General features: G+C 48.4%; 12 protein-coding genes. 9 read left to right on the forward strand and 3 right to left on the reverse strand.

What is annotated here, in order from left to right; all coding sequences use genetic code 11:
* The first annotated feature begins 84 nt into the window (after positions 1-84).
* The 7 genes from JOD01_RS14915 to JOD01_RS14940 all read left to right on the forward strand — a co-directional run bounded on the left by JOD01_RS14915 (position 85) and on the right by JOD01_RS14940 (position 9,386).
* Positions 85-1,725: a bifunctional diguanylate cyclase/phosphodiesterase gene (locus tag JOD01_RS14915; RefSeq protein ID WP_338028566.1), complete on the forward strand. Its 1,641-nt coding sequence runs from the start codon at positions 85-87 to the stop codon at positions 1,723-1,725.
* On the forward strand, positions 1,706-2,101 hold the full coding sequence (locus JOD01_RS20005) for an EAL domain-containing protein (protein ID WP_338028567.1): 396 nt from the start codon (positions 1,706-1,708) through the stop codon (positions 2,099-2,101). Before JOD01_RS14915 ends, JOD01_RS20005 begins: the two co-directional genes overlap by 20 nt.
* A 106-nt stretch (positions 2,102-2,207) precedes the next feature.
* A complete protein-coding gene (locus JOD01_RS14920; RefSeq protein WP_204519106.1) occupies positions 2,208-3,356 on the forward strand; it encodes a glycosyl hydrolase family 8 in 1,149 nt (382 codons plus the stop codon).
* The gene (locus JOD01_RS14925; protein ID WP_204519107.1) at positions 3,337-4,191 is read left to right on the forward strand and encodes a GGDEF domain-containing protein; all 855 of its coding nucleotides are present in this window, start codon (positions 3,337-3,339) and stop codon (positions 4,189-4,191) included. The genes JOD01_RS14920 and JOD01_RS14925 overlap by 20 nt, the downstream gene beginning before the upstream one ends.
* Positions 4,181-5,875, forward strand: a complete 1,695-nt coding sequence (locus JOD01_RS14930; RefSeq protein ID WP_204519108.1) for a DUF2334 domain-containing protein — start codon at positions 4,181-4,183, stop codon at positions 5,873-5,875. Before JOD01_RS14925 ends, JOD01_RS14930 begins: the two co-directional genes overlap by 11 nt.
* Complete coding sequence (locus JOD01_RS14935) at positions 5,868-7,145, forward strand: glycosyltransferase family 2 protein (RefSeq protein WP_204519109.1); 1,278 nt, start codon at positions 5,868-5,870, stop codon at positions 7,143-7,145. The genes JOD01_RS14930 and JOD01_RS14935 overlap by 8 nt, the downstream gene beginning before the upstream one ends.
* Before the next feature lie 21 nt (positions 7,146-7,166).
* Entirely contained in the window at positions 7,167-9,386 is a 2,220-nt protein-coding gene (locus tag JOD01_RS14940) for a cellulose biosynthesis cyclic di-GMP-binding regulatory protein BcsB (protein ID WP_204519110.1), read from the forward strand.
* A gap of 55 nt (positions 9,387-9,441) precedes the next feature.
* On the opposite strand, the gene JOD01_RS14945 is transcribed toward JOD01_RS14940, so the two are convergent.
* From JOD01_RS14945 to JOD01_RS14955, 3 genes are all read right to left on the reverse strand, one after another.
* Positions 9,442-10,653, reverse strand: coding sequence for an MFS transporter (locus JOD01_RS14945; protein ID WP_204519111.1), 1,212 nt, complete (start codon positions 10,651-10,653; stop codon positions 9,442-9,444).
* 47 nt (positions 10,654-10,700) lie between these two features.
* A complete protein-coding gene (locus JOD01_RS14950) occupies positions 10,701-11,126 on the reverse strand; it encodes a MarR family winged helix-turn-helix transcriptional regulator (protein WP_239565477.1) in 426 nt (141 codons plus the stop codon).
* Positions 11,127-11,220: 94 nt separating this feature from the next.
* Entirely contained in the window at positions 11,221-11,568 is a 348-nt protein-coding gene (locus tag JOD01_RS14955; protein WP_204519112.1) for a DUF2512 family protein, read from the reverse strand.
* 223 nt (positions 11,569-11,791) lie between these two features.
* On the opposite strand from JOD01_RS14955, the gene JOD01_RS14960 reads away from it, so the two are divergent.
* Together JOD01_RS14960 and JOD01_RS14965 are read left to right on the forward strand one after the other, a co-directional pair.
* Entirely contained in the window at positions 11,792-13,237 is a 1,446-nt protein-coding gene (locus JOD01_RS14960; protein ID WP_204519113.1) for a SulP family inorganic anion transporter, read from the forward strand.
* Positions 13,238-13,524: 287 nt separating this feature from the next.
* Positions 13,525-14,649 carry an NADH-dependent flavin oxidoreductase gene (locus JOD01_RS14965; protein WP_204519114.1) on the forward strand — a complete coding sequence of 375 codons (1,125 nt, stop codon included), beginning with the start codon at positions 13,525-13,527 and terminating at the stop codon, positions 14,647-14,649.
* Positions 14,650-14,661 lie beyond the last annotated feature (12 nt).

Here is a 14,661-nt window from a genome sequence, read left to right on the forward strand (position 1 = left end):
TGTTTTATCTCTGCATATTTGGCGGATTTTTAAGCTGCATTCCTGTACGGATGTTGATTAGATAGTGATAGGAGAGGGATCGGTTTGTATATAGAAGGAGGCTACAATTATTATATCGTTGCGCTTTCGATTCTGATTGCGATCTTGGCATCGTATTCCGGACTGAACATTGCGGCTAAAATCTCACAGGCTGGCGGAAAAACGAGATTTTTTTGGCTGCTGGCAGGTTCTGTGGTGATGGGCAACGGGGTCTGGTCGATGCATTTTGTCGGAATGATGGCGTTTCATCTGCATGTGACGGTGAACTATGATGTTACGCTCACATTGTTATCCATGTTGGCCAGCATCTTTTCCTCATTTGTCGCCTTTTACATCACCATGCCGAAAAACGTACACTGGCCCTCCATTGTGCTCGGTGGATGTATGATGGGCGGCGGAATTGTCTTGATGCACTATATCGGCATGGAAGCGATGATTATGTCAGTCGATTTGACATATGACAAAACGTTCTGGGGATTATCTGTCGTTATCGCGCTTGTCGCTTCATACGCCGCCTTATTTTTATTCCTGCGTTTTCGCAACCATTCGTCCAGAAGTTGGTTAAAGTCGGTGTGTGCCATTGTGATGGGGTTTGCCGTTTGCGGAATGCACTATACGGGGATGGCAGCGGCGCGATTTCATCAACATGCCGGAAGTGTAACCGGCAGCGCCGAATCATCGATGAACCTCTTTTTGCTGTACGGTGTGACGGTGACCATCTTTGTTATCCTGCTGGTGTCTTGGGGAGCGATGTTTCTCGACCGTCATGTGCTGGAAAAAATGGCCTATCGGGATGCGATCACAGGCTTGCCAAACCGCAACGAAATGAATCGTTTCTTTGATACGCACATCGGCAAGGAACAGATCGCGGTATTATTTCTCGATCTTGACCAGTTTAAAGCGATTAACGACACATTGGGGCATCATATCGGGGATTTGCTTGTTCGGGAAGTGGGCGGGCGATTGCGGACGTTTATTTCCAATGATCAGCAAGCGTTTCGCATTGGCGGAGATGAGTTTCTCATTATCGTGAAACAATCTGATCAGGAAAGAGCCGAACAGTTGGCTGAACAAATTTTGCAGAGCATTAAGAAGGTTTATTACATAGACGGGAATGAAATGTATGTTACCGGCAGTATTGGCATAAGCATTGGATCGATTCAGGATTCTGATCGCTCCATGCTGCTCAAAGCGGCCGATACAGCGATGTATGTGGCAAAAGGTCTCGGCAAAAACCAGTATTGTGTGTACAATCAGGAAATGGGCATACAAGAAGTGCGTAAAATGGAATTGGAAAAAGATTTGCGGCGAGCGCTTGAAGTGAAGCAATTTTTTATTGTCTATCAGCCGAAATGGAATGTCAAAACAAACAAGCTGGTTGGATTTGAGGCGTTGCTTCGCTGGAAACATCTCCGGCTGGGAATCGTTTCTCCGGCTGAGTTTATTCCCATTGCCGAAGAGACGGGGCTCATTGTGCCAATGACGAGATGGACGCTTGAGGAAGCCTGCCGTCAGTGCAAAGAATGGCAGTCGCAAGGGATCGATCAACCGGTGTCGGTAAATCTCTCAGTCAGTCTGTTCAAATCCAATATTTTAGCCGAAATGGTTCAATCGGTATTGGAGAAGGTAGAACTTCGTCCAGACAAGTTGGAGTTGGAAAGAATCGATGGTGCTGTACGATATTAACGACATCGTTCGGCAGCTTAACGAAATTCGCAAACTTGGTGTACGGATTTCGATAGATGATTTTGGAACAGGTTATTCGTCGATCGGATTGCTCGACCGGCTTCCGATTGACGCGCTAAAGCTCGACCGATTGTTTACCAATGATCTTGAGACACCCAGCAAACGCGCCATCATTCACGCCATCATGCTGATGGCAGAAAATCTGGACCTGGATGTCATTGCCGAAGGTGTGGAAAATCAGGAGCACATTGAATTCCTCACACAGTTGGGCTGCTATGTTATGCAAGGATATTTTTACGGAAAACCGATGGGCAACGAGGAAATCGCACAATGGGTCAAAGGCAACAATCCGGTTGCAGGCCAGCCATCTCCATAAAAAGAGAGGGCATAGACGGCGTTGCTCTTCTCGTGAAACATTTTCGGATCACGCGATGCGAACAGAACGGATTGAATAAATTTGGGGAGTTGGAGGAGATGACAGCATGACAATCAAAATAACTCCTGTCAAGGTGATTCGGTGGTGCATGGCAATCGCCATTGTTTATGGGGGAACGATCGGAATCAACCATCTTTTTAGCCAGTCAGAAAAGGTGGTGACCTCCCAACAGAATACGGTAAACCGTTTGCCTGGAGAAGCTTTCATTCGCCAGCATTTGCTGAATCCGGATGGAACGATTCGGACGACACTGGCCGCACAGCACACAGAAAATCCCGAACTGGCACAGGGAGCGGAGTCGTTGTCAGAATCGCTTGGCTTATGGATGCTGTATGCCGTGGAAAAAAACGATCAACAGCTGTTCAAGGAAAGTGCGGATGTGGTCAAGCATTCTTTCCGCATGAACAATGGCCTGTTTTATTGGAAGGTCGGGGCAGGGGCCGAGCCTGTATCTACCGATGCGCTGATTGATGATCTGCGCATTATGCAAGCCCTGTATCAAGCTGGGCAAAAATGGCATGAGCCGGAGTATCAATCTTGGGCAGATGAAATTGCCAAGAGTTTGTTGAAGTATCATCGCGTAGAGCAGGGACTCGGTGACTTTTATGATGAAAAAAGCAAATGGACCAGTCCGCAATTGACCCTTTCCTATCTGGACAGCAAAGCGCTTGGGTACATGTACGAGCAGCAAAACCTGGACGAAAAAAGCTATCAATTTCTTCGGGATTTTTTGAAAAATTTGCCTGTCCAGAACGGTTTTTTTCCATTTTCCTATGACTGGAAGCAGGGAACTTATACTTATCAGGAAGAAATTAATTTAATCGACCAGTTGTTTATCGTGTATCATCGGGCGCAAATGGGTGAATCCTCGCCAGCTTTTTGGCAGTTTTTAAAAGACTCGTTTTACCAGGATGGAAAATTGTACGGCATCTATCAGCAGAAAACGAAACAAAATCTTGTTGATTATGAGTCTCCCGCTGTGTACGGGTTAGCGATTTTGGTAGCAATCGAATTGAAAGAACCTGATTTTGCGAGCGATCTGTATTATCGCATGATCCGCCTGCAGACTCTGCATCCGGACAGTGAGCTGTTTGGCGGCTTCATTGACTATCATACAAAGGATACGCATAGTTTTGACAATCTGGTACCGTTGCTTGCAGAAAGGAAGCTCTACAATGAAGGGATTCTTCATTAAAAATCGGATCTATCTGTATTATCAACTCGGCCTGTTTTTCTTTACGGTTGTCGTTTGTCTGAGCCTTGTGCCCGTCGAGTCCATCTCGTCCGTCAACTTGATTCTGCTGGTCACGACACTGGTTCTGTGCATAATCGGAATGCTCTGCGGGCTATTGGTCGGCTTGGGCAGCGCACTTTTGGCACTGTTTTTGTTTGGCAGCCTGCTCGTGTTTTCGGATTTTTTCTCGTTGCCGTTTCAGTTGTCCGTGAAAGAAATCATCTTGTGGATGATGGCGTTCATTGCTGCTGCTTCGCTGACTGGCCTGCTTCACCGCGTGCTGACGGGCATTCTCGAAGAAAACCGCGAGATGAAGCAGAAATTTGCAGATTTTGTGACGATCGATGAATGGACGGGGTTCGATAATGAAAAACGCTTTTATTACGATATGGAGGAGGAATTCAACCGGTCCCGGCGTACCGGTGTGCCCTTCTCACTGTTGATCGTAGAGATTTTGTATTATGACCAGTATTTGGTGCTGTACGGTGAAAAGGAAACGGCCCATCTGATGAAAGAAATGGCTGAGAAACTGCGCAGCAAGACCCGGATTACCGATCGCAAATTTCGGATTGGCGATGGAAGCTTTGCCATCCTGCTTTGTAATTGCAACGCAGAAAACGGAGAGCTGGTCATCCGCAAGGTAGAACAGCTGTTGAAACGGCATACGTTGGAAACAAAGCGCAAACAAGTAGAGTTAACGATCTCGTTTGGATTGGCAGAATATCGGGAAGAGTACAGCGAGTACATGGAGATGGTTGAGCATGCACGGAAAGAGTTGAATGACTATGTGCAATAAAAACGGTCGCCGTCTGTTGCTATTCGTCGGTTGTCTGCTTCTGCTGCTTGCTGCGCCGAGTTCCTTTCTTCCGTCAGCAACGGCTAAAGCAAACCAAAAGGTGCTGGTCGTGTACGCGACAAACAGCGATTCACTGGATGAAAATGTAAAATTGCTGGATTTGTTGCTTGGTCATTTTTCAGCTGAATTTTCTTTTGTCGGGCAGGATCAGTTCACGCCGTCAGACCTGAAGGGGATTACGCACATTGTGTATTACGGTGAACAAGCCAAGCAAGTGCCCGACAGCTTGCGTACAAGCCTTGAGCAATTCCCGGGTATGGTGTTGGCCATCGGCAAGAATGTGCAGGGGTTGGGCAAACGATTTTCATTTTTGACAGTTGCCGATCAGGTTGGCATCCATATGATCGACAAAGGAGCGGGCACACAACAGCTGTGGCTGGACAAAAATGTGAGCATTGAAAAGATCGTTCGCTTGCAGGGAGAGACTCTGCAGCGAGGCTGGAAGGGCAGTTATTCGTATCCTCTTTCGGCAAGAAATACTCATACGTTCTATTTTGCCAGCAGCACTTTGTTCGATCCGTTTCATTTCGCTTTGGGCGATGTGTTGCATGTATTTTTTGAACAGGGCGGGCAACCGCATGAACAAAAGCATTCCGCCTACATTCGATTAGAAGATGTACACCCGCTTTCCGATCCCCGTTTGCTGCGCGAAGTTGGTGATTATTTGGCAGATCAGCAAATTCCTTTTATGATTACGGTGATTCCGGTATTTAATAATCCGCTTACGCATGAGTCGACTCATCTCGCCGACTCCCCGGAACTGGTTCAAGTATTGCGACACTTGCAATCAAGAGGGGGAAGCATCGTCTTGCACGGGTATACCCATCAGTATCGTTACAGCGAGACGGGAGAAGGCTTCGAGTTTTGGGATGTGAAGCATAATGCCCCGATCTCCGCGCCCCCTGACGAGGAGGAAACGTTGCCGCGCTTTGCTTCGGAACAGGAGTATGAGCAGTATCAAAAGCAGCGAGCTCAATTTGAAGAGAACTATATTACGGAGCGGTTGGAAAAGGGAATACAAGATTTGGCGGATCTGGGGCTGCAGCCGCTCGCTTTTGAAGCCCCGCATTATACGATCAGCCAGAAAGGGTACCAGATTGTCAGCCGGTATTTTACCTACATTCTCGGACAGGCTCAGTTAGGCGATCAAAATTGGCAAATCATGAGCGCTCCTCCTTATCAGACGAAGCCCGCTTTTCTGAACGGAATGACGCTTTTGCCTGAGACAATCGGCTTTTACGATCCGGCCTCTTCCAGTCCGGCGGAAGATATGATCACAACAGTCGAGAAGGCGCGGTTTGTGGATGACAGTATGTTTGGCATGTTCTATCATCCCTACCTGGGTGTGGAAGGGATAAAACCAGTGATTCGCTACATGCAAACGATCCCGAATTTAAACTGGATTGATCTGCAACAGATGACAACTTTCACATATTCGTCCGGGAAACACACACCGCAAGCAGCCGGGGAACAGATGCCGGAAGAGATGGATATGCTGGAGCTGATTTTATGGGGAGTGGCAGCGATTGTCACCCTCATGGTTATCCTGTTTGTCGTTTACACGCTGCGCAATCGGATGAATTTACGAAAAGAATTGTTCAAGGAGCAGAATATCCATGGCTAACGTTTTGTTTTATCTGGCACTGTCCCTGATTTGGTTGATGCTTCTTTATCACATGTTTTTGATGCAGGGCGGATATTTGCATTATTTGCGCTATGAAAAACCTATCAAAGAGTGGGAAAAGGCAAACAAGCCTCTTCCGATGGTGTCGATCCTCATTCCCGCCCATAATGAAGAAGTCGTTATCGAACGCACATTAAAGGCGATGGTTCGTTTGCAGTATCCCAAAGATAAGCTGGAGGTTATTGTCATTAACGACAATTCCAGCGACCGTACGGCGGAGATTGCCGGTTCGTTTGCATCCAAATATCCTTTTGTCAAAGTGATTACCACCCAGCCGCCCTATGCGGGAAAAGGAAAATCTACGGCGCTTAATCAGGGATTGCTGCACGCTTCCGGTGAAGTGATCGTTGTTTACGACGCGGATAATACTCCGGAACGAATGGCTGTCTATTATTTGGTGCTGGCTCTGCAAAATGATGAGCGGGCAGGGGTAGTGGTCGGGAAGTTTCGCGTCAATAACGCTGCGAGCAATTTACTGACTCGCTGTATCAACATCGAAACCATTTGTTTTCAATGGATGGCCCAAGCGGGGAGGCACCATTGGTTTCGGATTACCACGATTCCGGGAACCAATTTTGCCATACGCCGTCAGATCCTCGAGCAGCTTGGCGGTTGGGACGAAAAGGCGCTGGCGGAAGACACAGAGCTGACGATCCGTGTATACAATTTGGGCTATTATATCCGGTTTTTTCCCGCAGCAATCACCTGGGAACAGGAGCCGGAAACCTGGCGCGTGTGGTGGAAACAGCGCACCCGCTGGGCAAGAGGGAACCAGTATGTAGTTTTGAAATTTTTGAAGAAGTTATTTTCCTTGAAGCGCAAGTCGATCATGTTTGATTTGATTTATTTCTTTTTTACCTACTTCCTGTTTTTTCTAGGGGTCATTACCTCCGATTTATTGTTATTGGCGAACCTCTTGTTCGATCTCCATCTCGGTGTCGGAATCGTTTCGACGATTTTATGGATTTTGGCCTTTTTCCTTTATGTAACCGAAGTCTTGATTGCGTTGAGCGTGGAAAAAACGGAACTCAACCTGAAAAATATCGCGCTCGTTCTGTTGATGTATTTTACATACTCACAGATTTGGATCGTCCTGGTCGTCTACGCCTTTTGCCTGGAAATGAAACGATCGCTGTTCAAGCAGGAGGTCACCTGGTACAAAACGGAGCGGTTTCAAAAAGATAATGCCGTTCACCCCCCATCCAAATAAACGAATGAATAGGTGTGGAGCATGAGAAAAGTGAGGAATACCGTTGCTATTTTGTTAACGATGGCTCTGTTTTGCAATATGGGGCCAAGCGCAAGCTATGCTGCTAGTGCCTATAGTCTGACGCCGGTGAAAGACAACAGTCCTTTGACGTTAAGCGATAACGTGTCAGGCAACGCTTTGGGATACTCTGTTCGTTTTATAACCGAAAAGCAGCTTTTTCAAGGCGTAGATGATGCGAGAGACTATTATTATGAAGTACCTCGAGCAGATCTGGGAACGAACAATTATGTAGAACTGCATTACAGTCATTCCGAGCTGCTTGATCCAAGCATATCGACATTGACCGTATTCATCGACGACAAGCCGCTGGCCAGCTCATTTCTGGACAAAACCAACAGCAAAAGCGGGCGATTGCGCATCGTGCTGAGCAGCGATCAACTTACGCCTGGTTATCACAAAATCACCATCGCCAAACACGGCACCGTCAGCGACGACTTGTGCGAGGATGAGAGCAACCCGGCAAACTGGCTGCGGGTTGAACCGACTTCCTTTCTGTTTCTGGATACGAAAAACATCTATACGGTGCGCGATCCTTTGAAAGTTTATCCTTATCCGTTTGTGGAAGCCGGCACGCCGGAAGAAGCTTTTGGCACTGTCGTCGTACCGGATCAGACCAGTTCAGAAGTTATTGCCGCAGCATTGCAGATTACGTCTTCTCTGGCGAAAATGACTTCGACGAAGAAAACAATTCCGATCATCAAGGAATCAACCTGGGAACAGTATGAAAAGCGGTCACACGCAATCATGGTCGGTCCTGCAAATGAATGGAAAGGCCCGATTAAACAGCAGATCGGCCAGCTCAAACTGGATGCCGCCAATACGCCTTTTTCGCTGGATAGTTTTGTCCTGAAAAGCAATACGTCGCCGAAGAGCAAACTGGTGCTGCTGGTTACCGGAAGTACAGCGCAGGAGATAGAGAAGCATGTGTCCATCCTGACAGATCCAGCTTTGCGCAAGCAGTTGGCCGGTAGTCATTTGCAAGTCGCCGAGTCGCCAAGTGTGCTTTCCGATAAAAGCGTAGATCCTGCAAAACAGATCACGCTTGCTGCCGCTGGTTACGATCACATGCTGCTTACTCCGACCAAGAGGGAAACAGGGACATTTTCGCTGCAACTGCCGGCCCATTGGAAAATCACCGGTGATGGAACGCTCGATTTGACCGTAAAACTCTCACCGCTGTTTTGGTCGAAGGAGCTGGTTGCCGCGGAAAAGGACAAAGAGGTGCTGGATAAGAGAGGTTTGACCATTACGATCAATGGTCAGCCCGCCACTTTTTCGGCTGCGCAACTTGGGGAGTTGGCCGGGGAGAAGGACAGTTTTTCCTTGAAAGTCCCGGTGGCCAAAGAGCTATTGGACAAAACGAGCACACTGGAAGTCTCATTTACCGGACATTTTGGCACGGTCAAAAACGCTTGCTCGCCCGATCATGGTGAAGGCCAGTGGATTTTCATCGACAAGCAGAGCCGTTTGTCAGCTCCGCATGAGTTGTCGGCGGATAATTCATTTGCCTATTGGCCAGCTCCGTTCGTGACAGACTCGGGGCTCGACGAGACGGCTTTTCTGGTTCCGGAACATTTGGATGATACCGCATATCAACAGCTGTCGTACCTTGTAAACCAACTTGCCAAAAATACGCTGCAGCCGGAACACATTACGGTTTATCAGGAGCCGCTTACGGAGAATCAGCAAAAAGAATTGGCCGGCTACAACGTGATTGCGCTAGGCGGTGCGAAAGCATTGAAGACACTGCAAGCGGCACAGGATAAACTGCTGTTGAAGGAAAAAAATCAGCAGCTTTCCTTGCAACCGTACGGTATTATCAATGAAACGACCCGTTATATCGCGTGGATCCAGCCTTCTCCCTGGGATGCGGAGCATAGCCTGGCGGTTTTCCAATCCGTCCAGCCGCAAGCAAAAGCAGCGGGCTTTCTCGGCGCCACACTGCTCACATACTTGGAAGGGGCGCGAGAAGCCGGACAGATAGCCGTCATGAGTATGTCAGACGCAACGTTCATGGTCAATCTGCAGCAGGAACAGCAGGCAACACCCGCGCAAGCTGCACCTCAGCTTGTAAAACAGGTACCGATATGGCTGATCGCCGTATTTGTCGGAGTGGGGGTATTGCTGCTGATCGTGATAGCACGATTAAGACGCAAGGACAAAAGAAGGAAAAGGAATTAAGGCAAAATAAACAAGAGGCGACCTATCCCCAGGTCGCCTCTTGTATTTATAAGTATTAATGAACCGATTGCTGTCCCTTGACTTGAACATGGCTAGGCGGCTGCCGGTGTTTGCGGTGATGCAAAATAAAATAAGCAGGCGCGGTAAACGCGACAACGATGGCTGAGGTGAAAAACATCGTATGATAATTGGAATGGGTGGCGATGACCCCGAGGACATACGAGCCGATCCCGAATCCAAGGTCGTACAACGAGAAGTAAGTGCTTGTCGCTACACCTTTGCGATTGTCTGGCGATAACTTGATGGCCAGCGTTTGAAAGCAAGGAATCAAAGCGCCGTACCCAAGGCCGATGATCGCTCCAGACAACAAAAAGATGGTGGCTGTATGCGCGCTGCTGAGCATGACCATCCCGACGGCAAACAGGGCAATTCCCGGATAAACCAGTACATGTTCATTGTAACGGTCCAACACTCTTCCAACCAGCGGCCGAGGAAGGACGACCAGCAAAGCAAAGAAAATAAAGAAATAGCTGGCGATTTTGCCAAGGCCAAGTTCATTGGCATAAATCGAGATGAACGTTGTGATCCCGCTGTAAGCAATGGCCAGAATCAAGCCTGTCAGCGAGATCGGAACAGCTTTCGGCTCAACGAAGTTCCGCCAATTGAGCCGTTTTGCATGCATGCTCTCCTGTTCGCGGCTTGTCGGCGGAAATTTGGCTGTACCTCCGCTGAGCAGCGCAAGCAAGGAGAAGACGGCGCAGAGGGCAAACAATACGGTAAAGTTAAACTGATCGATGACGGTCAAACCGATAAATGGTCCGAGGACCATCGCCAAACTCATAAACAAACTGAAATAGCTGATGCCTTCCCCTTTTCTTTCCACGGGAATCAATTCTGCCGCAACCGCTCCGGTTGTTGTCGAGCTGGCGCCAAAGGCGGCTCCGTGAAAAACCCGCAATAACAAAAGAAGTAGGAAACTGCTCGTCCCGAGATAGGCAACGCTGGCAATGAAGAAAAAAAGCAAGGCGATGAGGACGACTTTTCTTTTTGACAGTCGGTCAACCCATTGTCCGGCAAGCGGACGCAAGATAACACCGGCAATGATAAACGCGGTCATGAGCAGACCGACCTGAGATTGATTGCCGTGCAAATCGGTGATGGTATAGACAGGCAGGGTGGTCGCTAACGTATAAAAGGTCATAAAAATAAAAAAGTTGCTAAAACACATTTTTAAAAAATCTTTGTTCCATAAAGCTGGTTTCTCCAAAATGACTACTCTCCTATTCCGTTTGAAAACTGCCGTTACGTATTGTATTATTCGTTCTCAATATTGTGATTGATTTGGGACAAGATGATCTGGAATTTTTCAATTTCCGCCTCTGACAAATCCTTTAACACTTTTTCGATTACCTCTGTTTCGATTGGCGTTAATTTCTCGTTCAAGCTCCGTCCGGCTTCCGTGATATAGGTAAGAAACGAACGTCTGTCCCCCGGATTCATTTCCCGTCGCACCAGTCCCTTGCGCTCCAACTGGTCCAATATTCGGGTAACGTTGGTCGGGTCCTTTTCCGCTCGGACGGACAGCTCTTTCTGACTGATCCCGTCTTGCTCTGCCAAACGATTCAGAACGGTAAACTGTTCCGAAGTCACATCAAATGGCTGGAACCGGACCGTCAAGTATTGGCTTATTTTTCTCCCGGTCGTGCTCAGCATAAAACCGATGGTGCGTCTATCTGCCAAATAGGTTCCTCCTTTATAAAGAAAAAGTAAATATGACAATTATAATCATAGCAATTAAATTGGTCAATAAAAATACTCCTGCCAAGGACAGGAGTTAGGGGTGTTGCTTCATATCTTTGTCCAGCACTCCCAAATAACGGTGGAAAACGAACTCCACAACACCCAGTACGATTACGGTGAAGAGCAGTTCGCCAAAGGACAGCGACCAATCCATGTACGCGGCAACAACCCATAAATAGACGGCAGCCAAGACGGCATCGGCGATGGTCGCAACGACATTGTTCGTTTTGCGCAAGATCAGCTGGTCGCCAATCAAATACGCGATGATCGACAGTCCGATTGAGGTGACAATACTGCTTAACCATCCGGCTTCGGTAAACCAGATTAAAAATGGCACGAGGATGATCCCGTTAAAAAGCACCTTGATCAAAAATTTACTCATTTCCTTTTCCACTCCTTTTGTCGCTGGGCAACAATAGTATGATTCATTTGCCGCGTTTTCATCCTGTGACTAAACAAGATCGGAACAGTTGACGAATTTCGTTTTCGTTCAACGCTGGCTAGATATTTCTAGGCATGGCAAACAAATTGCGATATAATAATTCTTTCTGTAAAAACAGCCTGGTTTGATGGGGAAAGTGATGGTTTATTAGGAAGGAGAATGTATGAACAGTTTTCGAAACAGCTGGTTTTTCAATGTCAGGGCAGATGTGCTGGCGGGGATAACAGTTGCACTCGCCCTGATCCCGGAAGCCATTTCATTTGCCATTATCGCTGGAGTTGACCCGATGGTCGGTCTCTATGCATCTTTCTGTATTGCCGTTGTCATCGCATTTGTCGGGGGAAGGCCGGGGATGATTTCCGCCGCTACCGGTGCGATGGCCTTGCTCATGGTCGATCTTGTAAAACAATACGGTCTGGACTATTTATTGGCTGCGACCATCTTAACGGGAATCATTCAGTTCTTGTTCGGCATTTTGAAGATCGGCAGATTTATCACGTTTGTGCCGCAATCTGTTGTAACCGGTTTTGTCAATGCTTTGGCCATCATGATTTTTATGGCGCAATTGCCCCATTTTGTCGGGGCGACCTGGCAGATGTATGCGCTGGTGGCAGGGACGTTGGCTATTATTTACATTTTGCCGCGCTTTACCAAGAGCGTTCCGTCGCCGTTGATTGCCATTATCGTAATGACGATCATTACCGTCGCGGCGGGTATTGATGTGAAGACGGTGGGGGACATGGGCGAGATTACCCGTTCATTGCCTTTTTTTCACATTCCGCAAATTGAGTGGTCATTTTCTACCTTGCTGATTTTGCTGCCGTATTCGCTACCGTTAGCGTTGGTCGGAATTATGGAATCGTTGATGACCGCTACGATCATTGATGAATTTACGGATACAAAGAGCGATAAAAATCAGGAAGTCAGAGGACAAGGAATCGCCAATTTCGTTACCGGATTTTTTGGAGGAATGGCTGGTTGCGCCATGATTGGCCAGTCGGTTATTAACGTAAAATCGGGTGGAAGAGGCAGGTTGTCTACCTTCGTTGCCGGGGTCTTTCTGCTCTTTTTGATCATTGTGCTGGGCGGAGTCGTTCAACGCATTCCGATGGCGGCCTTGGTCGGGGTGATGATGATGGTGTCGATCGGCACATTTGATTGGAGGTCGATCAAGGAACTGCCGAAAACACCGCTCGGCGATGGGCTGATCATGATTGTGACCGTTGCCGTAGTAGTCGCAACCGATAATTTGGCGATCGGCGTCATTCTCGGCGTCATCCTCAGTGCCCTGCGCTTCGGTTGGAAAATGGCCAAGCTGAAAACAAGCACGCGCGAGGAAGACGGGGTAAAAATCTATACCGTCTCGGGACAGCTATTCTTTGGTTCCGCTTCCCATTTTCTCGAATGCTTTGATTATCCCGCAGATCCCGAACAGGTGATCATTGATTTTGCTCATTCGCATATTTGGGACCATTCGGCGGTGACCGCTATTGAAAAAGTAGTCGAGAAATATAAGGAACAGGCGAAAACGGTCTCCATCGCAGGTTTGAACGAAGAAAGCAAGGCGCTGCTTAATCGGGTGGGCTTGTCCGTCTCCTCAGAACGTTAAAACAAAAACCTTGGTCGCAAACGGCCAAGGTTTTTTGCATGGTTCGGTTTATCGATGCAAAAAATGAAGGAATCGGACCAGCAGCAATGTCAACCAAGAGTGATTATTGCTGGCAGAGGGAGGTTTCGGAGATCGCATAACCAGACAATCATGCGGGCTGCACTTGAAAGCAGATCGCTGCATTGACGGATGTTTCAGCTGTCACTTAGAGTAAAAATACAGGCATTGGCAATTGGCGCAGCGTTAGGGAAACCACAACTTGCCTATCCATGAAGGAGGAATTATAAATGAACACGATTTACGCACCGCTGTTTGAACCGTTGCGACTGCGAAGCGGCATTCAACTGAAAAATCGCATCGTAATGGCTCCGATGACCAATGGAGCATCCCATGCGGACGGCACCGTTTCTGATCAAGAAGTGGCCTATTACGCTCGCCGGTCCGGCGGGGTAAGCATGGTGATAACTGCTTGTACCTATGTGACCGCAAACGGGATCGGCTTTGAGGGGGAATTTGCCGGGGACCGCGATGAGATGATCCCCAGCTTGGGTCGTGTAGCCACAGCGATTAAAGAGAAGGGAGCAAAAGCGGTTCTGCAAATTTTCCATGCGGGACGAATGGCGCCGCCGGACTTGGTGCCGAACGGCGATGTTGTCAGCGCCAGCGCTGTTGCGGCAGAGCGCAACGGTGCTGTTGTTCCGCGGGAGTTGTCGGATCAGGAAGTGGAAGAAATCGTTCGTGCTTTTGGCGAGACGACCCGGCGGGCGATTGAAGCCGGGTACGATGGAGTAGAAATTCACGGTGCGAACGGCTATTTGCTCCAACAGTTTTTTTCGCCTCATACCAATCGGCGGGAGGATCGTTGGGGCGGCAGCCTGGAGAAGCGGCTCGCTTTTCCGTTGGCTGTGGTCGATGAGATCAAAAGAGTGGTGAAAGAGCATGCCGCCGAGCCGTTTTTAATCGGTTACCGCTTTTCGCCGGAAGAAGCGGAAACGCCGGGAATTACCATGACCGAAACGTTCGCCCTGGTTGATGCGTTAGTGGAAAAAGAGCTGGACTACCTGCACGTCTCGATCAATGATTTTTGGTCAACGCCACGCCGCGGTGCCGAGCCGTCCCGTTCCCGCATCGAGTGGATCAACGAGCGTGTTGGAGGAAAAGTGCCGGTGATTGGAGTCGGTTCGATCCTGACAGCAGACGACGCCTTGAAAGCTATGCAAACGGGAGTAGCGCTTCTGGCTATCGGTCGCGAATTGATTATGGAACCGGATTGGGTCGAAAAGATCGAGCAAGGCAAAGAAGCGGAAATTGTCACGACCTTGAGTAAAAAGGATCAGAAACGGTTGGTGATCCCGGATTCGCTTTGGCGGCTGATCATGGGAGCGCCTGGCTGGTTCCCGGTAGTAGATTGAGTGAAAAGGATG

It is taken from the genome of Brevibacillus fulvus, assembly GCF_016908525.1.
GTDB classification, from domain to species: domain Bacteria; phylum Bacillota; class Bacilli; order Brevibacillales; family Brevibacillaceae; genus Brevibacillus_G; species Brevibacillus_G fulvus.